General features: G+C 67.0%; 30 protein-coding genes. 8 read left to right on the forward strand and 22 right to left on the reverse strand.

Going from position 1 to position 26,407, the window contains the following annotated elements:
* The 5 genes from G3N64_RS02235 to G3N64_RS02255 form a co-directional block, all read right to left on the reverse strand.
* The coding region (locus G3N64_RS02235) for a DUF4118 domain-containing protein (RefSeq protein ID WP_205782135.1) at positions 1–591 on the reverse strand (591 nt) is incomplete at its 3' end.
* A gap of 38 nt (positions 592–629) precedes the next feature.
* A complete protein-coding gene (locus G3N64_RS02240; protein WP_205782136.1) occupies positions 630–1,997 on the reverse strand; it encodes a sigma-54 dependent transcriptional regulator in 1,368 nt (455 codons plus the stop codon).
* Positions 1,998–2,177: 180 nt separating this feature from the next.
* Positions 2,178–2,351, reverse strand: a complete 174-nt coding sequence (locus G3N64_RS02245) for a hypothetical protein (RefSeq protein WP_205782137.1) — start codon at positions 2,349–2,351, stop codon at positions 2,178–2,180.
* A 105-nt stretch (positions 2,352–2,456) separates the two neighbouring features.
* Positions 2,457–2,921, reverse strand: a complete 465-nt coding sequence (locus tag G3N64_RS02250) for a DUF1269 domain-containing protein (RefSeq protein WP_205782138.1) — start codon at positions 2,919–2,921, stop codon at positions 2,457–2,459.
* A 45-nt stretch (positions 2,922–2,966) separates the two neighbouring features.
* Positions 2,967–3,605 (reverse strand): NAAT family transporter, encoded by a 639-nt coding sequence (locus tag G3N64_RS02255; protein ID WP_205782139.1) that lies wholly within the window; start codon positions 3,603–3,605, stop codon positions 2,967–2,969.
* Between the two features lie 134 nt (positions 3,606–3,739).
* Here G3N64_RS02255 and G3N64_RS02260 point away from each other — a divergent pair, with 134 nt between their 5' ends.
* Complete coding sequence (locus G3N64_RS02260; RefSeq protein ID WP_205782140.1) at positions 3,740–3,958, forward strand: DUF6566 family protein; 219 nt, start codon at positions 3,740–3,742, stop codon at positions 3,956–3,958.
* Positions 3,959–3,996: 38 nt separating this feature from the next.
* Here G3N64_RS02260 and G3N64_RS02265 read toward each other — a convergent pair whose 3' ends face one another.
* Entirely contained in the window at positions 3,997–4,374 is a 378-nt protein-coding gene (locus G3N64_RS02265) for a DUF5594 family protein (RefSeq protein ID WP_205782141.1), read from the reverse strand.
* A 37-nt stretch (positions 4,375–4,411) separates the two neighbouring features.
* Positions 4,412–5,944 carry an FAD-dependent oxidoreductase gene (locus G3N64_RS02270; protein ID WP_205782142.1) on the reverse strand — a complete coding sequence of 511 codons (1,533 nt, stop codon included), beginning with the start codon at positions 5,942–5,944 and terminating at the stop codon, positions 4,412–4,414.
* A gap of 242 nt (positions 5,945–6,186) precedes the next feature.
* Between G3N64_RS02270 and G3N64_RS02275 the strand changes: the two genes are divergently transcribed.
* On the forward strand, positions 6,187–7,347 hold the full coding sequence (locus G3N64_RS02275) for an NAD-dependent formate dehydrogenase (RefSeq protein WP_205782143.1): 1,161 nt from the start codon (positions 6,187–6,189) through the stop codon (positions 7,345–7,347).
* Positions 7,348–7,381: 34 nt separating this feature from the next.
* Here G3N64_RS02275 and G3N64_RS02280 read toward each other — a convergent pair whose 3' ends face one another.
* From G3N64_RS02280 to G3N64_RS02305, 6 genes are all read right to left on the reverse strand, one after another.
* Positions 7,382–8,806, reverse strand: a complete 1,425-nt coding sequence (locus G3N64_RS02280) for a PLP-dependent aminotransferase family protein (protein WP_205782144.1) — start codon at positions 8,804–8,806, stop codon at positions 7,382–7,384.
* Positions 8,807–9,158: 352 nt separating this feature from the next.
* The gene (locus G3N64_RS02285; RefSeq protein WP_205782145.1) at positions 9,159–9,413 is read right to left on the reverse strand and encodes a hypothetical protein; all 255 of its coding nucleotides are present in this window, start codon (positions 9,411–9,413) and stop codon (positions 9,159–9,161) included.
* 34 nt (positions 9,414–9,447) lie between these two features.
* On the reverse strand, positions 9,448–9,903 hold the full coding sequence (locus G3N64_RS02290; protein ID WP_205782146.1) for a DUF1269 domain-containing protein: 456 nt from the start codon (positions 9,901–9,903) through the stop codon (positions 9,448–9,450).
* Between the two features lie 68 nt (positions 9,904–9,971).
* Positions 9,972–10,169 carry a hypothetical protein gene (locus G3N64_RS02295; RefSeq protein ID WP_205782147.1) on the reverse strand — a complete coding sequence of 66 codons (198 nt, stop codon included), beginning with the start codon at positions 10,167–10,169 and terminating at the stop codon, positions 9,972–9,974.
* A gap of 54 nt (positions 10,170–10,223) precedes the next feature.
* Positions 10,224–10,676: a phosphate-starvation-inducible PsiE family protein gene (locus G3N64_RS02300; protein ID WP_205782148.1), complete on the reverse strand. Its 453-nt coding sequence runs from the start codon at positions 10,674–10,676 to the stop codon at positions 10,224–10,226.
* The gene (locus G3N64_RS02305; RefSeq protein WP_205782149.1) at positions 10,673–11,041 is read right to left on the reverse strand and encodes a LysR family transcriptional regulator; all 369 of its coding nucleotides are present in this window, start codon (positions 11,039–11,041) and stop codon (positions 10,673–10,675) included. The genes G3N64_RS02300 and G3N64_RS02305 overlap by 4 nt, the downstream gene beginning before the upstream one ends.
* Positions 11,042–11,409: 368 nt before the next feature.
* Here G3N64_RS02305 and G3N64_RS02310 point away from each other — a divergent pair, with 368 nt between their 5' ends.
* On the forward strand, positions 11,410–12,471 hold the full coding sequence (locus G3N64_RS02310) for a Dyp-type peroxidase (protein ID WP_205782150.1): 1,062 nt from the start codon (positions 11,410–11,412) through the stop codon (positions 12,469–12,471).
* Between the two features lie 175 nt (positions 12,472–12,646).
* Here the strand turns inward: G3N64_RS02310 and G3N64_RS02315 are convergent, their stop codons facing one another.
* On the reverse strand, positions 12,647–13,036 hold the full coding sequence (locus G3N64_RS02315; protein ID WP_205782151.1) for a GIY-YIG nuclease family protein: 390 nt from the start codon (positions 13,034–13,036) through the stop codon (positions 12,647–12,649).
* 437 nt (positions 13,037–13,473) lie between these two features.
* Here G3N64_RS02315 and G3N64_RS02320 point away from each other — a divergent pair, with 437 nt between their 5' ends.
* The 4 genes from G3N64_RS02320 to G3N64_RS02335 all read left to right on the forward strand — a co-directional run bounded on the left by G3N64_RS02320 (position 13,474) and on the right by G3N64_RS02335 (position 20,510).
* Positions 13,474–14,289 carry a family 1 encapsulin nanocompartment shell protein gene (locus G3N64_RS02320; protein WP_205782152.1) on the forward strand — a complete coding sequence of 272 codons (816 nt, stop codon included), beginning with the start codon at positions 13,474–13,476 and terminating at the stop codon, positions 14,287–14,289.
* A gap of 104 nt (positions 14,290–14,393) precedes the next feature.
* Positions 14,394–14,663, forward strand: coding sequence for a hypothetical protein (locus G3N64_RS02325; protein ID WP_205782153.1), 270 nt, complete (start codon positions 14,394–14,396; stop codon positions 14,661–14,663).
* Positions 14,664–15,273: 610 nt separating this feature from the next.
* Positions 15,274–18,105 (forward strand): AAA family ATPase, encoded by a 2,832-nt coding sequence (locus G3N64_RS02330; protein WP_205782154.1) that lies wholly within the window; start codon positions 15,274–15,276, stop codon positions 18,103–18,105.
* Between the two features lie 125 nt (positions 18,106–18,230).
* Positions 18,231–20,510 (forward strand): FdhF/YdeP family oxidoreductase, encoded by a 2,280-nt coding sequence (locus G3N64_RS02335; protein ID WP_205782155.1) that lies wholly within the window; start codon positions 18,231–18,233, stop codon positions 20,508–20,510.
* A gap of 271 nt (positions 20,511–20,781) precedes the next feature.
* Here G3N64_RS02335 and G3N64_RS02340 read toward each other — a convergent pair whose 3' ends face one another.
* From G3N64_RS02340 to G3N64_RS02355, 4 genes are all read right to left on the reverse strand, one after another.
* Positions 20,782–21,228: a hypothetical protein gene (locus G3N64_RS02340; RefSeq protein ID WP_205782156.1), complete on the reverse strand. Its 447-nt coding sequence runs from the start codon at positions 21,226–21,228 to the stop codon at positions 20,782–20,784.
* A gap of 240 nt (positions 21,229–21,468) precedes the next feature.
* Positions 21,469–22,080, reverse strand: coding sequence for a hypothetical protein (locus tag G3N64_RS02345; protein ID WP_205782157.1), 612 nt, complete (start codon positions 22,078–22,080; stop codon positions 21,469–21,471).
* Between the two features lie 28 nt (positions 22,081–22,108).
* The gene (locus G3N64_RS02350; RefSeq protein WP_205782158.1) at positions 22,109–22,402 is read right to left on the reverse strand and encodes a RebB family R body protein; all 294 of its coding nucleotides are present in this window, start codon (positions 22,400–22,402) and stop codon (positions 22,109–22,111) included.
* Between the two features lie 114 nt (positions 22,403–22,516).
* The gene (locus G3N64_RS02355; RefSeq protein WP_205782159.1) at positions 22,517–23,074 is read right to left on the reverse strand and encodes a sigma-70 family RNA polymerase sigma factor; all 558 of its coding nucleotides are present in this window, start codon (positions 23,072–23,074) and stop codon (positions 22,517–22,519) included.
* A 406-nt stretch (positions 23,075–23,480) separates the two neighbouring features.
* Between G3N64_RS02355 and G3N64_RS02360 the strand changes: the two genes are divergently transcribed.
* A complete protein-coding gene (locus G3N64_RS02360; RefSeq protein WP_205782160.1) occupies positions 23,481–24,155 on the forward strand; it encodes a Crp/Fnr family transcriptional regulator in 675 nt (224 codons plus the stop codon).
* Between the two features lie 81 nt (positions 24,156–24,236).
* Here G3N64_RS02360 and G3N64_RS02365 read toward each other — a convergent pair whose 3' ends face one another.
* The 4 genes from G3N64_RS02365 to G3N64_RS02380 all read right to left on the reverse strand — a co-directional run bounded on the left by G3N64_RS02365 (position 24,237) and on the right by G3N64_RS02380 (position 26,358).
* Positions 24,237–24,560, reverse strand: a complete 324-nt coding sequence (locus tag G3N64_RS02365; RefSeq protein WP_205782161.1) for a RebB family R body protein — start codon at positions 24,558–24,560, stop codon at positions 24,237–24,239.
* 195 nt (positions 24,561–24,755) lie between these two features.
* Positions 24,756–25,112: a RebB family R body protein gene (locus G3N64_RS02370; RefSeq protein WP_205782162.1), complete on the reverse strand. Its 357-nt coding sequence runs from the start codon at positions 25,110–25,112 to the stop codon at positions 24,756–24,758.
* Between the two features lie 191 nt (positions 25,113–25,303).
* Positions 25,304–25,636 carry a RebB family R body protein gene (locus G3N64_RS02375; protein ID WP_205782163.1) on the reverse strand — a complete coding sequence of 111 codons (333 nt, stop codon included), beginning with the start codon at positions 25,634–25,636 and terminating at the stop codon, positions 25,304–25,306.
* A gap of 80 nt (positions 25,637–25,716) precedes the next feature.
* Entirely contained in the window at positions 25,717–26,358 is a 642-nt protein-coding gene (locus G3N64_RS02380; protein ID WP_205782164.1) for a hypothetical protein, read from the reverse strand.
* Between the last annotated feature and the right edge of the window lie 49 nt (positions 26,359–26,407).

Raw genomic sequence — 26,407 nt, forward strand, 5'->3', positions numbered from 1 at the left:
CCCGCCGAGCGCAAGATCGAGCGGCGTCGACTGAACGCGCCGGCCGTCGCGATCGACGACCCGCAGCACGTCGCGCGCGGCACGGCCCGTCGCGTCGTCCGGCCGGCACCCGACGAGCGCGGCCGCGGCTGCGTTGATGTAGGTGAGCCGCCCATTCGTATCGGTAGCGATCACGCCGTGCGGCAATGCCTGCAGCACGGCCTCGAGCCGCCGCCGCGCGGCCGCTTCGCGCCGGAGCGCGGCATCGTTCGTGACGCGCGCGTAACGCAGCATCGATGCGATCGCGCAGACGAGCGCGCCGACCAGCACGAAGGTGCCGAGCCGTACGAGCCGCTCGGGCAACGGCTGCGTATAGGCCGCGGGATCCGACAGGAACAGCGTCCAGACGAGCAAGCCGCTCACCACCGTCGCGGCCATCCCGAACAGGAGCGACGTCGCCCACGCGGCGCCGGCAAGCAGCGGGTAGTACAGCACGAGCGGCAGGTTCACGCCGCCGAAGCGGATCGCGAGCGCCTGCAGGACGGTCGCGATCGCGACCAGCATCACGGCGGTGACGTAATTGCCGGCGCGCATCCGCGATATGTCGAACATCGCTCGGACTCCTGGCAGCTTGTGCGGGCGGTGCGGCATCAGGATTCCGGCTTGTCCGCTTCGTCTTCGAGCTGCGCGAGCCGGTTGTAGATCGTCTTCAGGCTGACGTCGAGCACCTCGGCCGCCTGCGCCTTCACGCCGCCGCATTGCGCGATCGTGCCGAGGATCAGCCGCCGGTCGACTTCCTCGAGCGGCGTGCCGAACGGCACGGTCACGCGATCCTCGTGCGAATCGGCCAGGTTCGACAGTTCGTCCATGATCGGCGGCGGCAGCGTATCGATCACGTCCGCGTCGCTGAAGATGCTCGCGCGCTGCACGAAGTTGCGCAGCTCGCGCACGTTGCCGGGCCACGCATAGGTCTTCAGCGCGTCGCGCGCGGCCGGCGCGAAGCGCAGGTTCCGGCCGCTTTCCGCGTTGAACTGCTGCAGGAACGCATCGGCCAGCATCGGGATATCGTCGCCGCGCTCGCGCAGCGACGGCAGCGGAATCGGGAACACGTTGATCCGGTGGAACAGGTCGGGCCGCAGCTTGCCGTCCGCCATCGCGGCTTCCGGATCGCGGTTGGTCGCCGCGACGATGCGCACGTCGACGTCGATCTCGCGCGTCGAGCCGAGCCGCGTGACGCGCCCCGTCTCGAGCACGCGCAGCAGCTTGACCTGCGACTCGAGCGGCATCTCGGTGATCTCGTCGAGAAACAAGGTGCCGCCGTCCGCGCGTTCGAAGAAGCCCTTGTGCTGGCGCTCCGCACCCGTGAAGCTGCCGCGGTCGTGGCCGAACATCTCGCTCTCGACGAGGTTCGCGGCGATCGCGCCGCAGTTCACCGCGAGGAACGGGCCGCGCCGACGCAGGCTCAGGTCGTGCACCGTCTGCGCGGCCAGCTCCTTGCCGGTGCCCGATTCGCCCGTCAGCAGCACCGATGCCTCCGTGCGCGCGACCCGGCCGATCGCGTCGTAGACGGCCTGCATCGCGGGCGAACTGCCGAGCATGCGGCCGAAGCGGCCGAGGCGCTGCAATTCCGAACGCAGCTCGGCGATTTCCTCGTGCAGTGCCGTGGTGCGCGGCACGCGCGCGAAGATGCTGTTCAGCCGCTGCATGTTCAGCGGCTTCACCAGGTAGTCGGTTGCGCCGCGCCGCAATGCGTCGATCGCGGTTTCAAGGCTCGCGTGGCCGGTGGTCAACACCATTTCGCAGTGCGAATGCTTTGGCAACGCATCGAACAGCTCCATCCCGTTTCCGTCCGGCAGCACGAGATCGCACAGCACGAGATCGGGGGTATGCGTCCCGACGAGCGTGCGTGCTTCTTCGAGCGTCGCAGCCGTATCGCACGAGAGCTGCTGCGTGCGCGCGAGCGCCGCGAGCATCGTCCGCGTATCGGCGTCGTCTTCGACGATCAGCACGTAGGGCATCGTGGCTCCTTGTGGAGCGGCCCGGCGCGCGTGTCGGCCAGGGCCGCAGCGGGTAGCAGCGAGGTCCGGCCGCAGGCCGCACGACGATACGGCACGATCGATGCGTTCATGCGGACTGACTGTCCTCCCGCAAAAAGCAGTCCCTGTCAGTATAGAAGAGCGATGTCGTGCATTCGCCGATCATCGAATAAATCTATCTGCACATGCGCCCTGCATTGCCAGATTCAATGCGTCGCGATCGGTAAGAATGGCATCGCTTTCGCGCGGATCATGCGGCGTGAAGTCGTCCTGATCACATCTTTTGCGCACTTCGCCGACATCTGCGGTCAAACTTTCCGGCCTGACTTTTCGCATGCAGAAAGCCGTTGACGACGATACGCGGCGGCTCGACGGCTTGCGTTCGCTTCAGACCCTGCCGATTCACTCGTCGCGCACCGAACGCCCTGTGCGCCTCGTCAGTCAGTCGGCCGCTGCATGATTGCCGCCGTCGCGCGCATTCGAGATCGCTTCGACGAGCTTCAGTTCGTCGTCGATCGACAGCGTCGTGTCGATCACTTCTCCGCCGAACGGTGCGAGCGCCGGGCTCAGCGCGTAGATGTCGAGTTGCGTCGCGGCCAGCCCGAGCGACACGGTGCCGGGGCGCGCCTTGCGCGCAACGCGGTCGATCAGCGCATCGTCCACCGGCCGCTCGCGCCATGTATCGAGCGACGATTCGATGTGCTCGACCACGCTGTCGAGCAGCGAACCGGGCGGCGTGCGAGCGGGGTCGATCGCATGTGCGCGCAACTGTCCATCGGTTGCGCACTCGACGATCGCCACACCCGACAGCGCGACGACGTGCCGGTCGCGCAACGTATCGAGTTCGGCGAGCGCGCGATGGGCAGCCGCGAGGTCGGGATAACACAACACAATCAGCGTATTCATCAGTCACTCCGTGAAATCATGCAGCCGGCTCCGGATATGCCGCGTTCAATGCGGCGGCCCGAACGCAGCCTTCAGGCTCGCGACGATCATCTGCATCGCGATCGCCGCGAGCATCATCCCCATCAGGCGCTGCGTCACCGCCGTCACGCGCGGCGACAGGTAATGGCCGATCAGCGGTGCGGACAGCAACGAAACGGCCAGCAACACGAGAAACGCAACCAGCCCGAGTGCAAACGCAAGTTCCTGCCCGGTCGAGAACGCGCCGTGACCGAGCACGATCATCGTCGCGATCGTGCCGGGGCCGACGAGCAGCGGGATCGTCAGCGGATAGATCGCGACGCTCTCGGCCGCGGCCGGGTCCGCGCCTTCGTCTTCGCCCGGCGAATGCTGGCGGCTCGGCGCGCCGTGCAGCATCGACAGCGCGATCAGCAGCACCAGCAGCCCGCCTGCGAGGCGGAAATCGTCGATCGTCAGGCCGAACACATGCAGGATCGCGCCACCGGCAACCGCCGACACGATGTAGCCGATCGTCACGCCGATCGCGGCGGTCAGCGCGACCTTGCGGCGCACGCCGTCCGCCGCGCCTTCCGTCAGCGACAGGAACACCGGGATGTTCGCGATCGGGTTCATGATCGCGAACAGCGCCGCGAACACCTTGATGGAAAAGGTCAGGTCGAATGCCACTGGTTCGCTCCCGTCTCGCGCGTCGAAACGTGCTTCGAATCGCGCGCAGGTTTCACTGTTTTTCCGATGTGCGGCGCGCGCCATGCTGCTACGATCTGCGCACCGCGTTCATGCACGACGGAGGGCCTCCACCGATGCAAACCACCGACACCTTCATGGATCACGAGATTCGCGTCGATGCGACGCGCAACGCGAACGGCGCATGGGTCGCGCAGGTGCGGATTTTCCGCGACGGCGCGCCGGTCGACCTGCCGGCGCCCGAGCTGGTCACCCCCCCATGGCTCACGTGCAACGAAGCGCTGCGCGGCGGCATCGACCAGGGCCGCGTGATCATCAAGACGCGCGACCGCTAATTGCGCCCGGCTCATCGGCGCGCATCGCGCGACGCGTTTCACGCATCGAAATCCAGATCGCCGATCAGGATCTCGCGGCCGCGCTGGGTTCGCGTGCTGAAATCGACCGGCAACGCCATCTGCCAGCGATCGATCATGACCGGCAGCGCCGCCAGATAGCGGTCGAAGCGGCTGCGATCGGGCTCGGCCAGCAACGCATCGATCGCGTCGTCGCGCCACGCGAGCCGCGCGTTCAGCGGGTTCGGCAGCCCGACCGTCGACGTAAGGCCGATCACGTCGACACAGGTCGGGCTGTCCTGCCCGTCGTGCGGCACGACGGCGACCTTCACTTCGCCAGGCTGATACAGGCCGAGCACGCGCGCCGCGATGCGCGGCGCAAACTCGGTTTCGAAACGTGCACGCACTTCAGGATTCATCTCACCTCCAGGTTCGAAGCGTGTCGTCACGCCGCTGTCACGCGGCTCCAATCTGTCGCTCGAATGCCGCTTCCGCCTTCAGGCTGTCGAGATCGCGGCCGATCGTCGCGACCGCGAGCCGCGTGTTGCCTCGCCAGTACGCGAGCGCGCAGTCATGCGCGCCGAGGTCGCCATCGATCTCGACACGATCCCAATGCTCCGCATGTCCGACATAGTTGATCGTCAGGTCGTAATGCTGGCTCCAGAAGAACGGCACCGCGTCGAACGGGCGCTGCTGCCCGAGCATGTTGCGCGCAGCGACGATGCCCTGCCGCTCGGCGACGACCCAGTGCTCGACGCGAATGCGCTCGCCGGTCAGCGGATCGGGCCAGCGCGCGATGTCGCCGGCCGCGTAGATGCCGGGCACACTCGTCTGAAGGAAGCGGTCGACCGTCACGCCGCGCTCGATGGCGAGCCCCGCGTCCTGCGCGAGCGCCACGTTCGGATGGACGCCGATGCCGACCACCACGAGATCGGCCGGCAGCACGTCGCCGGTCGACAGCGTCACGCTGTCCGGCGTGATCTGCGCCGGCGTCGCGCCGAGATGGAACACGACGCCGTGCGACTCGTGCAGTGCCTGGATCGTCGCGCCGAGCGCTTCGCCGAGCACGTGCGCCATCGGATGCGCATCCGGTGCGACGACCTGCACGTCGAGCCCGCGCGTGCGCAACGCGGCGGCCGCTTCAAGACCGATGAAGCTCGCGCCGACCACGACGCAGCGGCGCGCCGTTTTCAGCTTGCCGATCAGTGCGTCGCAATCGGCGCGCGAGCGCAGCACGCGCACGTGCGGCAGATCCGCGCCGGGCACGGTCAGCCGGTTCGGCTCGGCGCCTGTTGCAAGCAGTAGCGCGCCGTATCCGACGCGGCTGCCGTCGGCCAGTTCGACCGCCTGCTGCGCGGGATCGATCCGCGCGACACGCGTATCGCACCGCACGTCGATACGATGATCGGTATAGAAAGCAGGCGCACGCAGCGGCAACCAGTCGGCGTCGGCCGTGCCTGCGAGATAGTCTTTCGACAGGTTCGGCCGGTCGTACGGCGGATCGGAATCGGCGGTGAGCAGCGTGACGGGATGCGGATAGCCCTCCTGCCGCAGCGTCACCGCAGCCGCGATCGCAGCGGCGCCGCCGCCGACGATCACCACCGACGCGGGCAGTCCGGCCGCATTCAGCACAGGCGGCGCGGCGGCCGGCCGCGCATCGAGCACGACGGCGCGGCCGTCGCGGCGTTCGACGCGCCAGCACGGCAGCCCGTCGAGCGCGGGCGCGCGCAGCAGCGCGCCGGTGCGCAGGCAGAACGCCGCGTGATGCCACGGGCAGCGGATCGTGTCGCCCTCCAGCAGGCCGTCGGCCAATGGCGCGCCGTAGTGCGGGCACTGCGCGCCCACGGCAAACAGTTCGTCGGCGCGGCGCACGAGCAGCACCGCGGCATCGCCGACATGGCCCTCGATCATTGCGCCGTCGGCGAGATCGTCGAGCGCGATGCCTTGCGCGAGATCGGGACGTGCAGACGAGGAATCGCTTCCGGACATGACGTCGCTCCAGCAGAGTCAGGTAACGGTCCCATTATCGGCGTCCCTCAGGAAAAGAACAGGTACAGACGCCCCGCAGCGCACGCAAACACGGACTGTAGCTTGTACGAGACCCATGACCGGCGTAGAACGTCATCAACGTTGCGGCGCAACACGCGTGCCCCCTGCGACGCACGTCGCACGTCCTGCGCAATCCGCACGCCGCGCGCCTTTCTTCCCCCTGTCACCAGGAGTGCTACCCGATGGCCACCGTCCTGTGCGTGCTCTATCCCGATCCGGTCGACGGCTATCCGCCGCGCTACGTGCGCGATGCGATTCCGGTCATCACGCACTATGCGGACGGACAAACCGCGCCGACGCCGGCCGGCCCGCCCGGCTTCCGGCCCGGCGAGCTCGTCGGTTCGGTGTCCGGCGCGCTCGGGTTGCGCGGCTATATGGAAGCGCACGGCCATACGCTGATCGTCACGAGCGACAAGGACGGCCCCGACTCCGAATTCGAGCGCAGGCTGCCCGAAGCGGACGTGGTGATCTCGCAGCCGTTCTGGCCCGCGTACCTGACGGCCGAGCGGATCGCCCGCGCGCCGAAGCTGAAGCTCGCGCTGACGGCCGGCATCGGCTCCGATCACGTCGATCTCGACGCCGCCGCGCGTGCGCACATCACCGTCGCCGAAGTCACCGGTTCGAACAGCATCAGCGTGGCCGAGCACGTGGTGATGACGACGCTCGCGCTGGTGCGCAACTACTTGCCGTCGCATGCGATCGCGCAGCAAGGCGGCTGGAACATCGCCGATTGCGTGTCGCGCAGCTACGACATCCAAGGCATGCATTTCGGCACGGTCGGCGCCGGGCGCATCGGGCTCGCCGTGCTGCGCCGGCTGAAGCCGTTCGGCCTGCCGCTGCACTACACGCAGCGCCACCGGCTCGATGCGTCGATCGAGCAGGAACTCGGGCTCACGTATCACGCCGATGCCGCGGCGCTCGCGAGCGCCGTCGACATCGTCAACCTGCAGATCCCGCTGTACCCGTCGACCGAGCACCTGTTCGACGCGGCGATGATTGCGCGAATGAAGCGCGGCGCATACCTGATCAATACCGCTCGCGCGAAGCTGGTCGACCGCGACGCGGTCGTGAATGCCGTCACGTCCGGGCATCTCGCGGGCTACGGCGGCGACGTGTGGTTTCCTCAGCCGGCACCGGCCGATCACCCGTGGCGCACGATGCCGTTCAACGGGATGACACCGCACATCTCCGGCACGTCGCTGTCCGCGCAGGCACGCTACGCGGCCGGCACGCTGGAGATCCTGCAATGCTGGTTCGACGGCCAGCCGATCCGCAATGAATACCTGATCGTCGACGGCGGCACGCTCGCGGGAACGGGCGCACAGTCGTACCGGCTGACATGACGCGACGTACCGCGCGCGCCGCGCGGCGGACCATTCAGTCGAGGCAACAGGCGGCGAGCTTGCCGACGGTCACGACCGCCTGCTCGATCTCCGGCGACCATGGGCTGCTGTAGTTCAGCCGGATGAAGTTCCGGTAGCTGTCCGTGATCGAGAACATGTAGCCAGGCCCGATCGTGATCCCCTGCTCCAGTGCGAGCTGGTACAGCCGCATCGCGTCGACCTGCGCCGGCAACTCGACCCACAGCACGTACCCGCCCGCCGGGCTCGAGATGCGCGTGCCTTCCGGGAAGAACCGCGACACCATCGCGCGCATCAGGTTCGCCTGCTGCGCATACGCCTTGCGAATCCGCCGCAGGTGATGCTCGTAGCCGTCGCGCTCGAGAAATTCCGCGATCGCGAGCTGCGGCAGCGACGGCGTCGCAAGCGTGTTCAGGAACTTCAGCTTCTCGACCTGCTCGCGATAGCGGCCCGGCAGCGCCCAGCCGATCCGGTACGCAGCCGTCAGGCTCTTCGAGAACGACGCGCAATGCAGCACGATGTCGTGGCGGTCGAACGACTTCAGCGTGCTCGGATGCATGTTGCCGAAGTACAGTTCGTTGTACACGCCATTCTCGATGATCGGCAGCTCGGCTTTCGCGGCGAACGCCACCAGCTCGCGCTTGCGCTCGTCGGGCATCTGGAAACCGAGCGGGTTCTGGAAGTTCGGCATCACCATGCATGCGGCGATCGGCTGCGACTTCGCGATCGCGGCCAGCGCCGCGATGTCGATCCCGTATTCCGGATGCGTCGCCACCTCGATCGCCTTCATCCCCATCCGCTCGATCGCGTGCAGCATCGCGTAGAACGTCGGCGACTCCACCGCGATCGTGTCGCCCGGCTTGGCGACCGCCTGCAGGCACAGGTTGATCGCCTCCGTCGCGCCGACCGTCACGATGATCTCGTTCGGGTCCACCGACATCCCGTTTTCCAGGTAGCGGCGTGCGATTTGCCGGATCAACCGCGGATGGCCGGGCGGCAGCCCGTCCGTCACGCCCCACAGCGACTTGTCGCGGCCGGCCGCATACGCATAGCGGTTCAGCTTCTCGAACGGAAACAGGCTCGGGTCCGGGTACGGCGAGCCGAGCGGCACCGCGTCGTCGGTACCGATCGAGCGCAGCGTCGACAGCACGAGCCGGCTCACGTCGACCGACGACGAGATCGCGATCGGCTTCGACGGCCGCAGCTCGCGCACCGGTGCGTGGCCGTCGTCGCGCCGCAGGTTCACGAAATAGCCCGACTGCGGCCGGCTTTCGAGCAGCCCGCGGCTTTCGAGCAGCAGATACGCGTGCAGCACGGTCGTGATGCTGATCCGGTGCTGCTGGCTCGCCTGCCGCACCGACGGCACACGATCGCCGTGTCGATATACCCCTTGCCGGATGAGTCTCTCTATGTCGTTTGCAAATTTCTCGTAGAGCTTCATCCGCCTCGCCCCGCCAGCGGTGAACCGGCCTGCGCAGCATGGGCGGCCTGGCCGCGCCGGTGCACGAAGCCGGATAGCCGTGCCCGGGCGCGGGTGTCCCGGTTCGAACCTCGTCCGTTATCGAAATTGAAGGCGGATAGCAATGCGAATCTCATCAAGACAAGGTTCGGCATCCTACTGCGTCATTTCGACGAATGTAAGTGACAGTTTGGCGAGGAAACGTGAAATCCGGCTGGCGTGGTGAACAGATTCGAACGCGACGGCACGGCACCGGCGCGCGTCATCGCATATGGCAGATGCCGGTCGGGCGGCAATCGCGCGACGCCCGGTCATGCACGGGCCCCGCGTGTACTCAAGCGTCGTCGACGTTGTCCGCGTAGTGATCGATCGCGACCTTGCACTCGTCGAACACCACCGTCAGCCATGCGGCGTCGTTCGACTCGACCCACTTGCGGATCTGCAGGAATTGCCCGGTGCCGAGATCGGCGATGCGGGCGGGATCGTCGGTCGTCACGTCGACGATCGCGATCGCGCGGTTGCCGTTGCCGGGCAGCGGCGACAGCGTCGCCGCGATGTCGAAGCGGCGGTACGATTGATCGATGCGCATGCGGTTCTCCCTTTGCGGTTCGACAACGGCACGCTCAACCGAGCGTCTGGCGGAACACCTTGCCGCCGAATCCCGTCACGACGTTGTCGACCGAGAACGGCGTGTCCTCCTTCGCTTCCAGGATGATCGCGACGCTGCCGGGCACGAGCCGCGCCGCAACCGTCTCGACGAACGTGCCGTCGAGCAGCGCGTTGCCGGCCGCTTCCGCGAGAATGCCGGCCCCCGCGCCGGCCGCCATGCCGGTGACCACGCCGAGCGGCCCGGCGAGCAGGCCGAGCAAGCCGCCTGCGATCGCGCCGATCACACCGCCCTTGAACGGCCGCGATTCGGCGTGGAGTACCGCGAGCTTGCCGTCCGCGTCCTTCTCGACGATGACGCCGTTCTCGATGTGGAATCCTTCACTCTTCTCCGACAGCGCCTCGAAATCGTTCGCGGCCTGGCGGGCCGTGTCGACGCTGCCGAACACGGCGACGATCAGTTGCTTGGTCATTCGCTACCTCGCTCGGTTGGATGGTCGGTTGCGGCCGCCGCATCGCATGCGGCATGCCGGGGTTCGATTCAGATGCCGGTGGCCGCCATGCGTGCCCGCGCCGCATCGACATAGGCTTGCGCAGCCGCCTGCTGCAGCCCGGCGGCGATAGGCGCGCGTGCGTGCGCCGGATCGGCATCGCGCGCGTCGCGCGCCAGCCGGTAGGCGTCCGACGCCGCGTGCTGCAGGTCGATCGCCCGTTTCGTTTCGACGGAATGCGTGCTCATCCGACACCCTCCTTGCAGGGAACTGGAAAATGCATGCGGCTTGCCGCCGGCCCGTCACCTGCGCCGCGCATGCACATCGTCCTCGACATCGTCGACGTCGGCCGGAAAGCGATGCTGGCCGAAACTCAGGATCAGCACGCCCACCGCGAGCAGCACGATCCCGAAGGTCGTCATCAGCATCCGTTCGGGGCTGTCGGTTGCACCACGCAGGATCAGGTCGCGCGCGAGCGACGTCATCGCAATGAAGAGCGGAAACCGCACGGGCAGCCGGCCGAGCCGCAGGTAGCGCACGTCCATCGCGAGCACTTCCAGGTACAGGAACATCAGCAGCAGGTCGGTCAGCGACACCTCGCCGGCGAGCACGACCTTCCACGCTTCCTGCGCCATCGCGAAGGCGGTCGCGAGCCCGATCACGATCAGCCCGGCCAGTTCGGCCGCGTGAAGGAAATGGCCGAAGCGGCGGCGAATGCGCTCGGCCGGCGAGTAGGAAACGGTGGTCGTATTCAAGGTGACAGTCGCTGTGATGAGGCTTGAACGGCGCCGGGCGGCGGGAAAGCCGCGTCGCGCGCGGCAGCATGCACGACATCGTGCGCATCCGGTGCATCCGCCGCGTGCGGGCCGGCCGCGCCGATCGCCTGCTCGACCGCGGACAGCGTCCGGCGGCAGCACACATGGAACGCGACGCCCGCATCGGTGCAGGCAGCGTCGTCGTGCGCGCAGCACAGCAGCAGGCGGCAGCCGAGATACCGTTCGAGGCAGTCGATCCGTTCGCTTACCTGCGCTTCGTCGAGCTGCAGTTCGGACGCGGCGCCGGACAGGCCGCCGTGCTCGACCACCGCGACATACACACGCATCGCTTCCAGCAGGTTCATGATGATGCTCCTCGTCGGCGGGCGCAGCGGAACCTAATCTACTGCACGCGGCACGCACGCTCAAGAGCACAGCGCCGCGCGCGCCAGGAGTACAGCTGCGCGAGCGCAGCCCAAATTCCGGCCTTGGTTGACGGATTCGAATGACAGATTGGCGATACGTGTTCCAAAGACGGGCCGAAGCTGCTAGATTGCTTGCTCGACGACGTTGCGCGGTGCGGGCAGGTCACGCGCCGTGCGGCCGGCCGCCACCGCTGCGGCCCGTTGCGCGAGGCCCGCGCAGCGTCCTTCATCCGCATGACACCAAGAGAACAGTCGCATGACACAGTTCAACCGTTCGCCTTCGCGCGCCACGGCCCGGCCGTCGCGACATGACTGACCGGCAAGCCACGATGCAGACACCTCCCCCGCTCTCCCAGGCCGTCCACAGCACGATCACGCGCAGCGCGATCTTCCTCGTCGCGACGATCAATCCCGGCGCCGATCACGCCGACACGATCCGTTCCTGGTGCGGCGACATCGCCGCGCTCGTGCGCTCGGTCGGCAAGCGCGTGCCGGGCGGCAACCTCACCTGCGTGTGCGGCTTCGGCGCCGACGCATGGGATGCGCTGTTCGGCAACCCGCGCCCGGCCGCGCTGCATCCGTTCCGCGAATTCGGCGCGGGGCAGCGCGTCGCGGTCGCGACGCCGGGCGACATCCTGCTGCACATTCGTGCGGAAGCGATGGACCTGTGCTTCGAACTCGCGACCCAGCTGCTCGGCGCGCTCGGCGATGCCGTCACGGTCGTCGACGAGGTGCACGGCTTCCGCAACTTCGACCAGCGCGCGATGATCGGCTTCGTCGACGGCACCGAGAACCCGGAAGGCCGCGAGGCGGTCGACTTCACGGTGATCGGCGACGAAGACGCGGAATTCACGGGCGGCAGCTACGTGATCGTGCAGAAATACCTGCACGACATGGCCGGCTGGAACGCGCTCGCGGTCGAGACGCAGGAGCGCATCATCGGCCGCACCAAATTGTCCGACATCGAACTCGCGCCGGACGTGAAGCCGTCGTGCTCGCACAGCTCGCTGACCACGCTCGACGAGGACGGCCAGGAAGTGAAGATCCTGCGCGACAACATGCCGTTCGGGCGCCCGGGCGCAGGCGAATTCGGCACCTACTTCATCGGCTATGCGCGCTCGCCGGCACCGATCGAGCAGATGCTCGAGAACATGTTCGTCGGCCGCCCGCCGGGCAACTACGACCGCCTGCTCGACTACAGCCGCGCGGTCACCGGCTCGCTGTTCTTCGTGCCGTCCGCCGACCTGCTCGAAGCGCTCGCCGATCGCGCGGCGCCGGCCGCCGATGCCGCGCAGCCGGAAGCGTCGTCGTCCGCCCCGCATCGCGACGGTTCGCTGAAAATCGGCTCGCTGAAAGGCGTGCCGTCGTAAGGCAAGGTGCCAATGGCAGTCCGGCGCGCAACCCCGCGCCGGGCGTGTCCGGAACGGCCGCAGTTCAGTCGGCCGGGGCGCTCGCGCGGAGAAGGTGGGCTGCCTCTCCGCCCTGCCACCGCGTGCTGGCCGCTACGCACGCAGGCTGGCATTCTCGGCACTCCGCCTCGACGAATCAGCCCACCAGGATATACAGCCAGTTCTTCGGCAGCGCGCCGCCCGGGCCGTTGCTGCATGCCAGCAACCGTTCACCGGATTGAGGGTGCGCGATGCCGCTGCGGAATGTCGCGATGGCCTTGCGCTCCAGGCGATCGAACGCGTTCCCGACCAGGTTGTGCGCTTCGAGGTAAATCGGACACATCAGTTTGAAATCGGGCTTGGTGGCCCGGTGTTTCGCCAGCCGGGTGTACAGGTCACTGGTGATGCCGATATAGAACTTGCTGTACTCCGGTTTTGCGGCAAACGCGTTCAACACCTGCTTCAAATGCCCGATGACGGCCTCGTGATTGATGACGCCCGTCTTCAGCATGTATTTGTCTTCGGGCGAGACGAGTTGCAATGCCATGAATGACCTCCACTTGTTGTGAAGCTTCAATAGGCTGTATCTATGATTCATCCGGGTCACGTCCCGGCGGCTGAACGCCCCCAACCGCGGCTTCCGGAAACCCGGCCGGACGAATGTTCGTAAGAATGCACGACTCGCGATCGGCCGTCGACCGGAAATGGTTCGGCGCGTTATCGAGCGCGGCCAGCGCCGGCACGAACCCGGTTATCGCAATCCGATCGCGGCATTCCGCACACGCACACCCCTCTCCCCATGCGCGAATGGCAGAACAGTTGCGCCACCGCACGGTGTCGTTTCGATTTGTGCTGCAAGGGTGTCAATAGAGCCTGCTAATATGCATTTTCGCCCGTGATCGGCCTGCCTGACCTCAGGCGCAGCCCCTCGGCCGATCGACCCATCATGAAGTGTTTTTCGCTGACGTGAGGCAACAAGAACCCATGAATAACCTGCACCGCGAACTCGCCCCGATCTCGTCTTCCGCCTGGGAGCAAATCGAGGAGGAAGTGGCACGTACGTTCAAACGATCGGTGGCCGGCCGTCGTGTCGTCGACGTCGAAGGCCCCGAAGGCCCCGAGCTGTCGGCCGTCGGCACCGGGCACCTGGTCGACGTCGCCGCGCCGCGCGAGCGCGTGAATGCGCGGCTGCGCGAAGTCCGCACGATCGTCGAGCTGACGGTGCCGTTCGAGCTGAGCCGCGATGCAATCGACAGCGTCGAGCGCGGCGCGCGCGACGCCGACTGGCAACCGGCGAAAGACGCCGCGCAGCGGCTCGCGTTCGCCGAAGACAACGCGATTTTCGACGGCTACCCGGCAGCCGGCATCGTCGGCATCCGCGAAGGCACGTCGAACCGCAAGCTCACGCTGCCGGCGGACGTGAGCGCGTATCCCGACGCGATCAGCGACGCGCTCGAGGCGCTGCGGATCGCGGGCGTCGACGGCCCGTACTCGGTGGTGCTCGGCTCGGATGCGTACACGGCGCTCAGCGAGGCGCGCGACCAGGGCTATCCGGTCCTCGGCCATATCAAGCGGATCGTCAGCGGCGAGATCATCTGGGCGCCGGCGATCAGCGGCGGCTGCGTGCTGTCCACGCGCGGCGGCGATTACGAACTGCATCTCGGGGAAGACGTATCGATCGGCTACACGAGCCATACCGACAAGGTCGTCCGCCTGTACCTGCGCGAGACGTTCACGTTCCTGATGCTGACGAGCGAAGCATCGGTGGCCGTGGCGCCGCAGGCCGGCACGGCGGCCTGACCGCGGTTGCCTGCGCGCGATGCCCGCCGGGCGTCGCACGCGACCAGCCGCACCGCCGGCCGCATGTTCGTCGCCGATCGAACCCATCCTGTATGGAGTGTGTGATGAGCGATTCGAATGAGGCATTGCAGGCGCTGCAGGCGTCGGTCGACCACCTGAAGCAGGCGGTCGACGCGAACGCGGGCAGCCAGGCCGGCGACACCGCCGTGCTGTTCACCGTCATGTCGCTGGTCCTGGCCGAGTTGCCGCCCGACACGCGCAACCTGATCGAGGATTCGTTCTCCGTCTGGGCCAATGGTCTGCCGGATGCGGCACTGTCAACGGACGTGAAGCAGATCGCCCGGCAACGGCTCGCGATGAATCTCCCGGACTGACCGCGGCACGCCACGGTTGCGCCGGGTCCGGCCCGGACCGTGCAACCCGCCCGCTCCTTCGGCCGCCCCACATGCATCGGCTGCGGTGCGTGCGCGGTTGCATTTGGCCGGTCGAAGCACGTTCCTCCTGCGGCGCGCCCGTCGCGCCCGCCTGCCCGCGGTGCCCTCCCCCCACCGGCAACCGGCGCCCTGCGCGCCAATGTCGCACCGCGATCCGTTCGCGTTCAGCCCGCTCCCGCTTCCTGCCATCACACGCTGCGCACGCCGCGCACGCCCGCGCCGCCGTGCGCCCGCCCGTCTGTACTCCTTGCCCTCCGAGTGGGCGCGCATGCGAGGGTGCAATTCGCCGCCGGACCGGCCCGGAACTGTGTCTTGGATGGCCTCCGCCGATTCGCTATTTTGAACGCAGTCGAAGCGATGCCGTGGGCTCCTCCCGGCACGCACGCTTGCCGCCCCGACTGCGACCGTGCACGACGCCGGCGCACGCTGCGCAACAGCCCGGGCGCCGCCGTGCCGCGTGTCGTGCGTTCGCGGTCGGGATGCGCCACGCGCCGCACCGCATCGGGACTTCACCCTTCGACCCACTTTCACCGACAGGAGCCAGACCACCATGCCCGCACTTTGCGATATCTGTCACGCCCGGCCGGCCGTCGCGCGCGCAACCGTGATGCAGGACGGCGAGCGCAAGACGATCTCGATCTGCGATTACCACTTCCGTCAGCTGATGCGGCATCAGAGCATGCTGAACCCGTTCGATTCGCTGCTGGGCGGTGGCGGCGCGTCGTCGCTGTTCGACGGTCTCGGCGACGACGCGCCGCTCGCCGCCGAGATTCCGCGCGAATCGGTCGACCCGACCGACGCGTTCAGCGAGCAGACGCTGGAGCTGCTGCAGCGGGCGGCCGAGAAGGCGCACGAGCTGCGCCGCAGCGAGCTCGACTCCGAACACCTGCTTTACGCGCTCGCGGACACCGATGTGTGCGCCGCGCTGCTGAAGGAACTGAAGCTGTCGCCGCAGGACATCAAGTCTTACATCGACGAGCATGCGCACACCGGCACGGCCGACCCCGATGCGCCGCTCGACAAGCTGTCGATCTCGCCGCGCGTGAAGAAGGCCGTGCAGTACGCGTTCCAGGCGTCGCGCGACCTCGGCCATTCGTACATCGGCCCCGAGCACCTGCTGATCGGGCTTGCGTCGGTGCCGGACAGCGTCGCCGGCACGCTGCTGAAGAAATACGGCGTGACGCCCGAGGCGCTGCGCCAGAAAGTCGTGAAGGTAGTCGGCAAAGGCGCCGAGGATGGCCGCGTCGATGCGCCGACCGGCACGCCGAATCTCGACAAGTTCGGCCGCGACCTCACCGCGATCGCGCGCCAGGGCAAGCTCGACCCGGTGCTCGGCCGCGCGCAGGAAATCGAGAGCACGATCGAGGTGCTCGCGCGCCGCAAGAAGAATAACCCGGTGCTGATCGGCGAGCCGGGCGTCGGCAAGACGGCGATCGTCGAAGGGCTCGCGCAGCGGATCGTCAACGGCGACGTGCCCGAGGTGCTGCGCGACAAGCGGCTCGTCGAAGTCAACATCAACTCGATGGTGGCCGGCGCGAAGTATCGCGGCGAGTTCGAGGAGCGAGCGAAGCAGCTGATCGACGAAGTCACGGCGAAGCAGGACGAACTGATCCTGTTCATCGACGAGCTGCACACGATCGTCGGCGCGGGCCAGGGCGGCGGTGAAGGCGGCCTCGACATCGCCAACGTGCTGAAGCCCGCGCTCGCGCGCGGCGAGCTGAGCCTGATCGGCGCGACGACGCTCAACGAATACCAGAAGTACATCGAGAAGGATGCGGCACTCGAACGGCGCTTCCAGCCGGTATTCGTTCCGGAGCCGAGCGTCGAACAGACGATCGTGATCCTGCGCGGGCTGCGCGACAGCCTCGAGGCGCACCATCAGGTGACGTTCGCCGACGACGCGTTCGTCGCGGCCGCGGAATTCGCCGACCGCTACATCACGTCGCGCTTCCTGCCCGACAAGGCGATCGACCTGATCGACCAGGCCGCCGCGCGCGTGCGGATCGGCGCGACGTCGCGCCCGGTCGACATCCAGGAAGGCGAGGCGCAGATCGCGCAACTGAAGCGCGAGCAGGACTACGCGACGTCGCGCAAGCGCTTCGACGAAGCGAAGGCGTTCGAGGAGCAGATCAGCGCGAAACAGAAGGCCGTCGACGAGATGATGGAGGCGTGGCAGCGCAAGACGGGCTCCGAGACACTCGAGGTGACCGTCGAATCCGTGGCCGAGGTCGTGTCGCGGCTGACCGGCATCCCCGTGTCCGAACTCACGCAGGAAGAGCGCCAGAAGCTGCTGAAGATGGAAGAGCAGCTGCGCGAGCGCGTGGTTGGCCAGGCCGACGCGGTGGTGGCCGTCAGCGATGCAGTGCGGCTGTCGCGCGCGGGGCTCGGCCAGACGCACCGGCCGATCGCGACGTTCCTGTTCCTCGGGCCGACGGGCGTCGGCAAGACCGAGCTTGCGAAGGCGCTGGCCGAGACCGTGTTCGGCGACGAGCAGGCGATCATCCGCATCGACATGTCCGAATATATGGAGCGGCACGCGGTTGCGCGGCTGATCGGCGCGCCGCCCGGCTACGTCGGCTACGAGGAAGGCGGCCAGCTCACCGAGCGCGTGCGGCGCCGCCCGTACAGCGTGATCCTGCTCGACGAGATCGAGAAGGCGCATCCGGACGTCTACAACGTGCTGCTGCAGGTGTTCGACGACGGCCGCCTGACCGACGGCAAGGGCCGCGTGGTCGACTTCAGCAACACGATCATCATCGCGACGAGCAACCTCGGCGCCGCGATCATCATGGACAACCTCACGCAACCGGAAGCCGCGCGCAAGACCGACAAGGCGATCCGCGAGGAACTGATGCAGGTGCTGAAAGGCCATTTCCGCCCCGAGTTCCTGAACCGGATCGACGAGGTGATCGTCTTCCACGCGCTGTCGAAGGAGAACATCCGCGCGATCGTGCAGATCCAGCTCGACCGCGTGGTGCGCACGGCCGCCGCGCAGGACATCACGCTCGTGATGGGCGACTCGCTCGTCGAGCACCTGACCGAAGCCGGCTACCAGCCGGAGTTCGGCGCACGCGAGCTGAAGCGCCAGATCCGCCAGACCATCGAGACCCGGCTCGCGAAGGAAATCCTTGCCGACCGGTTGCAGTCGGGCGACCGATGCGAAGTTGACTACGACAAAACCAGCGACGAAGTAAAGTTCAACAAGCTCACCGCGCCTGAAGCGAAGAAGGACGCCGACGGCAAGGCGAAACCGAACGGCAAGGCGGCCAAGGCCACCGACGACGCGAAGGACGGCGAGGCACCCGCCGACGCACCGCCGCCCGCGCCTGCCGCGAAACCGTCGGGCAAGAAGTCGTCCGGCGCAAAGAAGGACGCGCACTGAAACACCGCATGCTCCGCACGCCCGGGGCACGCATGACCGGCTCCGTCCACCGGACGGAGCCGCCCCACGCCGCGACACGGCGCAAACCGAGCCGCCCGCATTGGGACCGGCTGATGGAGAATCAAATGACAAATCGACGCGAAGTGCCAGGCATCAGGAAGTACGACGGGCCCGCCGGTGGTTGGGGCGCGCTTCGCGCGACAGCCGATGCAGTGCGCACGCAAATGGAAACCATCGAGGCGCCGATCGTGCTGATGCGGACCAACCAGCCCGACGGCTTCGACTGCCCCGGCTGCGCGTGGCCCGACAAGGAACACAAGTCGACGTTCCAGTTCTGCGAGAACGGCGCGAAGGCCGTCACGTGGGAAGCGACGACCAAGCGCGTGACGCCCGAATTCTTCGCGGCGAACACCGTGTCGTCGCTGCTGCGCATGTCGGACTACGAGCTGGAGGACATGGGCCGGCTCACGCATCCGCTCGTCTACGATCGCGCCACCGACACGTTCCGTGCCGTCGAATGGGACGATGCATTCGCGCGCATCGGCGAAGTGCTGCGCGCGCTGCCGCCCGAGCAGGTCGAGTTCTATACGTCGGGCCGTGCATCGAACGAAGCCGCGTACCTGTATCAGCTGTTCGCGCGCGAGCTCGGCACCAACAACTTCCCCGACTGCTCGAACATGTGCCACGAACCGACCAGCGTCGGCCTGCCGCAGTCGATCGGCATCGGCAAGGGCACGGTGTCGCTGGAGGATTTCGACCACTGCGAGCTGATCATCTCGATCGGCCACAACCCCGGCACGAACCATCCGCGGATGATGGGCACGCTGCACGAGTGCGCGCGGCGCAACGTGCCGATCATCGTGTTCAATCCGCTGCGCGAGCGCGCGCTCGAACGCTTCGCGGATCCGCAGGACATGATCGAGATGGCGTCGTTCGGCTCGACGCGGATCGCGTCGACGTACTACCAGGTCGACGCCGGCGGCGACGCGGCCGCGCTGAAGGGCATCATGAAGGCGCTGCTGCAGCTCGAAGCCGAGCGCGGCAACGTGCTCGACCGCGACTTCATCGCGCAGCATACCGAGGGCTTCGACGCGTTCTCGGCCGACCTCGAAGCCACATCGTGGGACGACATCGAGCGCGCGAGCGGGCTCAGCCAGGCGCAGCTCGAACAGGTCGCGCTCGCGTACGCGAAGTCGAACGCGACGATCATCACGTACGGGATGGGCGTCACGCAGCACAACAAGGGCACCGCCACCGTGCGCCTGATCGCCGACCTGCTGCTGATGCGCGGCAACATCGGCAAGCCCGGCGCCGGCGTCTGCCCGCTGCGCGGCCACTCGAACGTGCAGGGCAACCGTACGGTCGGCATCACCGAGAAGCCGTCGGCCGAGTTCCTGAAGAAGATCGAGGACGTGTGCGGCTTCACGCCGCCCGCGCATCACGGGCATGACGCCGTGCAGGCGATGCAGGCGATGATCGACGGCACCGCGAAGGCGCTGCTGTGCCTCGGCGGCAACTTCGCGGTCGCGCTGCCCGATCCGGAACAGTCGTTCCCGGCGATGGCGAAGCTCGACCTGAGCGTGCATCTCGGCACCAAGCTGAACCGCTCGCACCTGCTGGTCGCGAAGGAAACCTTCATCCTGCCCGTGCTCGGCCGCACCGAGCTCGACATGCAGGCAACCGGCCGGCAGTCGATCACCGTCGAGGATTCGATGTCGATGGTTCACGCGTCGGCCGGCAAGCTCAAGCCGGCGTCCGACCAGTTGCGCTCGGAGCCTGCGATCGTCGCGGGGATCGCGCATGCGACGCTGCCGGCGAGCAAGGTCGCGTGGCTCGACCTGATCGCCGACTACGACCGCATCCGCGACCTGATCGACCGCACGGTGTCCGGCTTCGAGGCGTTCAACGAGCGCATCCGCACGCCGGGCGGCTTCCGCCTGCCGCTGCCGCCCACCGAGCGCGTATGGCCGACACCGACCGGCAAGGCGATGTTCTCGGTCTACAAGGGCGTGAAGGAAGATGCGGACGTGCTCGGCGCCGAGCAGGTGTTGCGGCTGATCACGCTGCGCAGCCACGACCAGTACAACACGACGATCTACGGGCTCGACGACCGCTATCGCGGCGTGTTCGGGCGGCGCGACGTGCTGTTCATGAACCCGGCCGATCTCGCGAAGTACGGGCTCGAACACGGCGACCTCGTCGACATCGCGACGATCACCGCATCGGGCCGCACGCTGCGTCTCGAGAAGATCACCGCGATCGAGTACGACATCGCGCCGGGGTCGGTCGGCGCGTACTACCCGGAAGCGAACGTGCTCGTGCCGCTCGACTACATCGACAAGGAAAGCGGTACGCCGTCGTACAAGTCGGTGCCGGTGCACGTCACGCGCTCGGCGGTGGTCTGACCGGCTAACGGGCAGGCTCGCGGCACACGGGCTACCGCGAGCCCGCCCGGTCTCCCCCACGGGCCACCGTGTCTCAACGGATGCGATGGCCCCCCTTTCCTCCCCCGTTGTCACCGCGCTGCCGTCGGCGGCATCGTCGCGCCGAGTCGCTGGCGCGACACCCGGTAATAGTCAGTGCCCATGCCGATCGCTTCGCCGGCATGGACCTCACGGATCCGCCGATCGGCTTCCTGGCACTCGCGAGATCCTGGGGTCTGTCGGCCCGTGCCGGCTACACGTTGGTCCATGCGCCGGTGCCGTGCCGATACTGCATCACGCCACCGTGGATCCGCACCCGCAGGTTGCCGTCCGGCACCTGCACCCAGTCAGTCATGCCGAGACTCTGCATCAGCCCGACGAAGAAATCCTGCAGCGCTTGCGAGTGGCTGGCTTGCCAGAGATCGATGCGCCCGAGGCACGCACGCAGCTTGCCACTCTGCTGCATGATCGTCTCGACCTGCCCGGCTACGTCTGCCGCCGGATCGTAAACTTTCGTGCCGTCGGCGCTGACGATCGACAGATGAATCCCGCGCACCAACGTCGGCTGGCCCGGCGTCTGCTCGACGAGCGCGATGCAGCTCGTCATCGCGCCGAAATCGATTTCCGTCGCATCTCCCCACTTGCGCTCGCCAACCCCCAGCGGCGCGGGACCGTGTACGTCGTGAATGATGTAGGACATGAATGCCTCACGTGACTAGATAGGACTACTATTGGCGAGCCGCGCCATGTTCGAGAGAATGGCCGTGCGTCGGTCCCGCCGCTCACGTCCCGCATCGGGCCTGACGGCCCGGCGGGTCGTGTCGATGGATGCCTGGTCGCCGGGCGCGCATCGATTCGATCCGGTTCGATTCGCGCCGAGCCGTCGTCGACGTCGCACGCGCTGCCTGCGGTGGCATCGTCCTGCGCCGCCGTCGCGGCCCTACGCGCCCTTCTTGTCCAGCAGCGCCTGATATTTCTGCAGGCTCTCGTCGATCTTGTCGAGAGCGACACTGGCGGCCTCCCCCTCGATCGCCTCCGCGGCACCCGCGACGATCGCCGCGGTCGCCACGAACAGATCGGTCAACAACAGGCCCACCGCATCCATCGCCATCCCGCGCACGTTCTCGTCGACGGTCTTCTGCGCCAGATCCTTCATCAGCACGCTCTTGCCCGCGATCGCCAGCGACGTCGTCGCCTCGAAGTAGTTGGCCGCCGCCTGCGCGACCATGCCGCCCGCCTGCGTGATCATCATGTTCGGGCCGACGGCGATCTGCGTCGTCGCGTAGGACGCCGCCTCCGCGTTGATCGCCTGCACGGTCTGCAGCGCCGAGCCGCCGGGCCGGGCCGCGTCCGCGATCGGGTCCGGTGCCTTCAGCGCATCGGTGAGCCTGCGCAGCCGGTTGACCGGCCACGCGCGCGCGCCGGCCTTCGGCGCCGCGGCATGCGGCGCGACATCGGCCGACGTCGTGACTTCGGCTGAGGCGGATTTATCATCGCGCGGCGTCTGCGGCGCATCGTCGCCTTCCCCGCCCGACCGTCCTTTCATGTTCATGGTTCAGGTATCCCGAAAGTCACGCTGCCTAATGCGTGGAGCCCGTCTGCGGCCCGACCGTCGGCGCATGCGGCGTGCCGCCCGATGCAGCCTTCGGCGATGCTTCGACGGACAGGATCATGGCCACCGCCTTCGACACGACGGCGTTCGAAATCTGGTTCAGCGCTGCCTGCTGCTGCGTCATGTTCTGCGCCGAGATGCCGACGGCCTGGCTGAACATCTGGTAAAGCATGCCCAGCGCCTGGGCCGGAGATCCCGCGACGACGTTGACGTTGGTCTGCGTCAGCGCGTCGGTAATCTGCTCATTGACTTTGTCTGCCACGAGGCCTCCTCGGATCCCGACTCCGGCAAGCGATTGATGGAACGGACGGGCCGGCAGGCCAGCAACGCCGCACATGCCGTTAGGAACGCTGCGTGCCCGCATTCGTGAACGCGCTTACGCAAGTTCCTCGCGCAACTTCTTGCGCAACAGCTCGACGCGCTTTCTGGCAAGCGGCTCGTTGATTCCGAGCGTCGCCGCGATGTGCAGATAGGGCCGATCCTCCTCGAACTTCAGCGTGAACAGCATCTGCTGCTGCGGGGGCAACGTGGACAGCGCCTGCTCGAGACGCAGCAACTGCTGCCGGAGCAGCAGTTGCTGCTCCACCGACGGCGCGTGGCCCGCCAGCTCGACGGTGTGATCGTCGTCCCAGCCCGGGTCGAATTCGAGCAGGCCGCTTTCGCGCAGACGGCGGCGCGCCCCATCGAGGAACGCGTGGTTCAGCACCAGAAAGAGAAAGCCGGCCAGGTTCTTGACGCGGTCGGGCGAACGCTGCAGATAGATGTGGACCTTGAGTGCGGTGTCGGAGAGCAATTCGTCGGCGCGGTGAATATCACCCTTGCACAACAAGCGCGCGCGGCGCCGCAATTTCCCCTGCATTTCGCGCCAGGTGCGATCGAGCTGCTGCGCCGGAGACTCGGGCGTCGGGGCAGCGTGCTGGTTCGAGGTTGTCATCCCGTGCCTTCCTTTTTTTGGAAAACACAGAATCGATTCGATGCAGAGAATGGCGCTGTTACCCGCGTAACACCGTTATAACGATAATCGGCTCCGGTAAATTTTCTTGATTATTATGAACAGAAATATTAATCCCCCGGCATGCTCCGATCCGTCGTTTCAGGTGCGTCGCCGGGCCTGAATAACGGCACGGCAATGAAAGAGAACGACTGCCGCCACGATGCATTCGTGCGCCGGCATACGGTTATCCATGTCAATCGGCCAAGCGCCGTTGCCGCCCAAGCACCGCCATATCCGGACTGCTTGCCGATTATCCCGATATTTTCGTTATCCGTTTTTCACGCAATGCCGAAGGCAGCGTTTTTCGCTAGGTGGCCGCATCGTCAAACAACCTCGCGCGGAAAACATGCCTGCCCTTGCTAACGCTCCAACGTTGCGCAACATACCGATACTCACCGATCTCCCGGAAAGTCTGATCGCCCATATCGAGCGGCATGTCACCCTCTGGCCTGAACACGGCAATCGCCTGTTGTTCTTCAAGGGCGATCCTGGGGATTTCGTCGCGTTCGTGCACCGGGGCCGCGTCTACAACACACTGCACGAACCCGGCGGACGCGAGATCATTCTCGGCCACTCGATGCCTGGCGAACTCATCGGCGAAAACACGCTGATTCGCGCACACCGGCGCAGCTTCACCGCCCAGTTGAGCCCCGACTGCCGCATTTCGCTGCTGCATCGCCAGTACTTCGCGCCGCTGCTGGCCGACGCGGAATTCATGAGGCGCATCCACGAGCAGCTGTGCCGGCATATCCACCAGCTGAGCGACTTCGTCGAATCGGCATGCCTGTACCGGCTCGAAGCAAGGCTCGCGCGCCATCTGCTGAACCGCATGCAAGGGAACGATCTCGAGGTACCGCTGCCGGAGAACCAGAGTATCCTCGCGGCGATGCTCAACGTCAGCCGGCCGCGACTGAACAGCAGCCTGCAGAAGATGCAGCGCGACGGCCTGATCCGGCTACACGAGCATGGTGTGACGATCGAGAAACCGGATCAGCTCCGGACCATCGTCGACGCCAATTGAGGGCCCCGCACGCACGTGCGTCGTGCGGCGCCTCAGTGCGGGGAGGCTGCGTGCGCCGGTTCGGGCCGCGCGTGGCGCGGGTCAGCCGCGCCAGTGGCCGATGGCGTTCATCAGCTGCGCGACGGCGGCCAGCTGCGACGCAAAGCTGTCGTTCGCCGACCGCGCCGCGCCGGCCGCCGCCGCCGGCGAGCCGGCATAGAGCTGCATGACGCCGACGGTCGTGGCGGCAAGGTTGGACATCGCCTGGTTCGCCTGCATCTGCACCGCGTTGTGCAGCAGGATCGCGGAAGCATGGCTGTTCGACTGCATGAGCGTGCCCAAGGCCACGGCGGGCGCTTCGCCCACCACCTTGACGTTGGCTTGCGTGACCGCGTCGGTCATCGCGGGGGAAACCTGTTCCGGCATGTCGTTGCTCCTGGTTGGCGCGCCGCTGCGGCGCTGTCACGGCGAAAGCATGAGTGGGTCGGCCGGCGACGCGCACCGCACGGCGCCGTCGATGCGCCGCCTGGGGCCCGACGTCGCGGGCGTCGACACGACGTCGGGCGCCGGGCGGCAGCCACCGATCGCGGCGACCGCCCGGCGTCGACGCCAGGTTACGCGTCAGGCAAGCGCCCTGCCGAGCGCGAGCACGTCGGCCAGCACGGAAATCACGCCGTTCGAGCCGATTTCCGTCGCGGCCGCGCCGGCGCTCGCCGGCCCGAGCGTGTACAGCTGCATCGTGCCCACGTTCGTCGAGGTCGGCAGCTGCACTGCGGCCTGCGACTGCTGCTGCACCGCGTTCTCGAACAGCACGCTGAGCGAATGGCTCTGGGCCTGGTACAGCGAGCCGGTTGCCATCGCGGGCGCTTCGCCGACCACCTTGACGTTGGTCTGCGTAACCGCGTCGGTGATCGCGGCGTTGACCGCGCACGTCTTGCAGTTGCAGGGGTCTTTCGAGTCATTTGCGTCGTTTGCCATCGTATTTCTCCTGGTTCGCGAACAGGCGCCGCATCGAATCGGCTCGGCCCGTTCTGTCGGTTGCTCCGGATCACCGCACGGCACCGCTGTTCAGGCGCCGGCGGCCATGCTGCGGATCCGTGGCACGGCGGGCGGCATTAGCGGCGCGTGCCGCTTGCGCCGCCGCTCGACCACGGCGTTGCGATGGCGCGTCAGGCCTTGACTGCCTTCCCGATCGCGATCACGTCGGCCAGAATCGAGATGATCCCGTTCGCCCCGATTTCCGTGGCGGCCGCGCCTGCGCTCTCCGGCCCGATCGTGTAGAGCTGCATCGTCCCCACGTTCGTCGACGTCTGCGACTGGATCGCGGCCTGCGACTGCTGCTGCACCGCGTTCTCGAACAGGATGCTGAGCGAATGGCTCTGGGCCTGGTACAGCGAGCCCATCGCCATTGCCGGCGCTTCCGCGACCACCTTGACATTGACCTGTGTGACCGCATCGGTAATCGCGGGATTGACCTGGCACACTTGACACGTATCAGTCATTTGTTGCTCCTTGGTTCACGTAGTTGAGAAGTCGCACATCGGGGCCGGCCGGTTTAGCGTTCGGCCGAACGACCCGCGTGCTAATCCATGGACGCTGGGCCGGGAGTATCGTGAACAGCAGCAGCGGCGACAGTGGTCGGTTCGGACGGTTCGGCCGGACCGGCGCCGATGCTTCGCAACCGGTCGTCCATCGCGTCGAGCCTTGCGACGAGCCGTTCGGCGAGCGAATCGACGTATTGCCGGAAGCATGCGTCGATCTCCTGCCGGATCAGGCCCGTCAGCTGTTCGCCGATCATCGCCAGCGCCTCGCGGGTGCTGTCCTGGATCTCGGCCGCGCCGGATGCCTGCGCATCGTCCGGCGCCTCGTGCGCGTCGAGTACGCCCGACACTTTTCGCTGTTCCGACGCCAGCATGCCGAGGGTTGTCTCGTTCTGCGCGTCGATCGTCTGCAGGATGCCGCGCATCTTCTCGTACGCCTTCTGCTGGTTGAGCTGCAGAAAATGCTTGATCTGTTCGCGCGCCTCCTGCCGGGTTTTCAACTGCGGCAACGGCCGGTTCGCGGCGGGCACCTGCGCGGCCGTGCCGGCGGCCGGCGCCGGCGGGTTCCCGTGCCTGCCCGGCAGTTGCTCCAGCAGCGCCTGCTCTTCGGTCGGCTCGAGGGGCCGCCCCAATCGCTTCTCCGCGAACTGCCGCAGCAGCGGGTCGAGTGCTTCGTTGCTCATGGCTTAGCTCTCCTCGATGTCCGCCCGCGGCGCCGGTACGTGAGGAAGG

The organism is Burkholderia sp. Ac-20344, from assembly GCF_017104975.1.
In the GTDB taxonomy this organism is placed as follows: Bacteria; Pseudomonadota; Gammaproteobacteria; order Burkholderiales; family Burkholderiaceae; genus Burkholderia.

Excerpts from the sequence above, each read along its gene's own strand:
- G3N64_RS02240 (WP_205782136.1), bottom strand. The coding sequence starts at position 1,997 with ATGCCCTACGTGCTGATCGTCGAAGACGACGCCGATACGCGGACGATG.
- G3N64_RS02245 (WP_205782137.1), bottom strand. The coding sequence starts at position 2,351 with ATGCGAAAAGTCAGGCCGGAAAGTTTGACCGCAGATGTCGGCGAAGTG.
- G3N64_RS02250 (WP_205782138.1), bottom strand. The coding sequence starts at position 2,921 with ATGAATACGCTGATTGTGTTGTGTTATCCCGACCTCGCGGCTGCCCAT.
- G3N64_RS02260 (WP_205782140.1), top strand. The coding sequence starts at position 3,740 with ATGCAAACCACCGACACCTTCATGGATCACGAGATTCGCGTCGATGCG.
- G3N64_RS02265 (WP_205782141.1), bottom strand. The coding sequence starts at position 4,374 with ATGAATCCTGAAGTGCGTGCACGTTTCGAAACCGAGTTTGCGCCGCGC.
- G3N64_RS02270 (WP_205782142.1), bottom strand. The coding sequence starts at position 5,944 with ATGTCCGGAAGCGATTCCTCGTCTGCACGTCCCGATCTCGCGCAAGGC.
- G3N64_RS02275 (WP_205782143.1), top strand. The coding sequence starts at position 6,187 with ATGGCCACCGTCCTGTGCGTGCTCTATCCCGATCCGGTCGACGGCTAT.
- G3N64_RS02280 (WP_205782144.1), bottom strand. The coding sequence starts at position 8,806 with ATGAAGCTCTACGAGAAATTTGCAAACGACATAGAGAGACTCATCCGG.
- G3N64_RS02285 (WP_205782145.1), bottom strand. The coding sequence starts at position 9,413 with ATGCGCATCGATCAATCGTACCGCCGCTTCGACATCGCGGCGACGCTG.
- G3N64_RS02290 (WP_205782146.1), bottom strand. The coding sequence starts at position 9,903 with ATGACCAAGCAACTGATCGTCGCCGTGTTCGGCAGCGTCGACACGGCC.
- G3N64_RS02295 (WP_205782147.1), bottom strand. The coding sequence starts at position 10,169 with ATGAGCACGCATTCCGTCGAAACGAAACGGGCGATCGACCTGCAGCAC.
- G3N64_RS02305 (WP_205782149.1), bottom strand. The coding sequence starts at position 11,041 with ATGAACCTGCTGGAAGCGATGCGTGTGTATGTCGCGGTGGTCGAGCAC.
- G3N64_RS02310 (WP_205782150.1), top strand. The coding sequence starts at position 11,410 with ATGACTGACCGGCAAGCCACGATGCAGACACCTCCCCCGCTCTCCCAG.
- G3N64_RS02315 (WP_205782151.1), bottom strand. The coding sequence starts at position 13,036 with ATGGCATTGCAACTCGTCTCGCCCGAAGACAAATACATGCTGAAGACG.
- G3N64_RS02320 (WP_205782152.1), top strand. The coding sequence starts at position 13,474 with ATGAATAACCTGCACCGCGAACTCGCCCCGATCTCGTCTTCCGCCTGG.
- G3N64_RS02325 (WP_205782153.1), top strand. The coding sequence starts at position 14,394 with ATGAGCGATTCGAATGAGGCATTGCAGGCGCTGCAGGCGTCGGTCGAC.
- G3N64_RS02330 (WP_205782154.1), top strand. The coding sequence starts at position 15,274 with ATGCCCGCACTTTGCGATATCTGTCACGCCCGGCCGGCCGTCGCGCGC.
- G3N64_RS02335 (WP_205782155.1), top strand. The coding sequence starts at position 18,231 with ATGACAAATCGACGCGAAGTGCCAGGCATCAGGAAGTACGACGGGCCC.
- G3N64_RS02340 (WP_205782156.1), bottom strand. The coding sequence starts at position 21,228 with ATGTCCTACATCATTCACGACGTACACGGTCCCGCGCCGCTGGGGGTT.
- G3N64_RS02345 (WP_205782157.1), bottom strand. The coding sequence starts at position 22,080 with ATGAACATGAAAGGACGGTCGGGCGGGGAAGGCGACGATGCGCCGCAG.
- G3N64_RS02355 (WP_205782159.1), bottom strand. The coding sequence starts at position 23,074 with ATGACAACCTCGAACCAGCACGCTGCCCCGACGCCCGAGTCTCCGGCG.
- G3N64_RS02360 (WP_205782160.1), top strand. The coding sequence starts at position 23,481 with ATGCCTGCCCTTGCTAACGCTCCAACGTTGCGCAACATACCGATACTC.
- G3N64_RS02365 (WP_205782161.1), bottom strand. The coding sequence starts at position 24,560 with ATGCCGGAACAGGTTTCCCCCGCGATGACCGACGCGGTCACGCAAGCC.
- G3N64_RS02370 (WP_205782162.1), bottom strand. The coding sequence starts at position 25,112 with ATGGCAAACGACGCAAATGACTCGAAAGACCCCTGCAACTGCAAGACG.
- G3N64_RS02375 (WP_205782163.1), bottom strand. The coding sequence starts at position 25,636 with ATGACTGATACGTGTCAAGTGTGCCAGGTCAATCCCGCGATTACCGAT.
- G3N64_RS02380 (WP_205782164.1), bottom strand. The coding sequence starts at position 26,358 with ATGAGCAACGAAGCACTCGACCCGCTGCTGCGGCAGTTCGCGGAGAAG.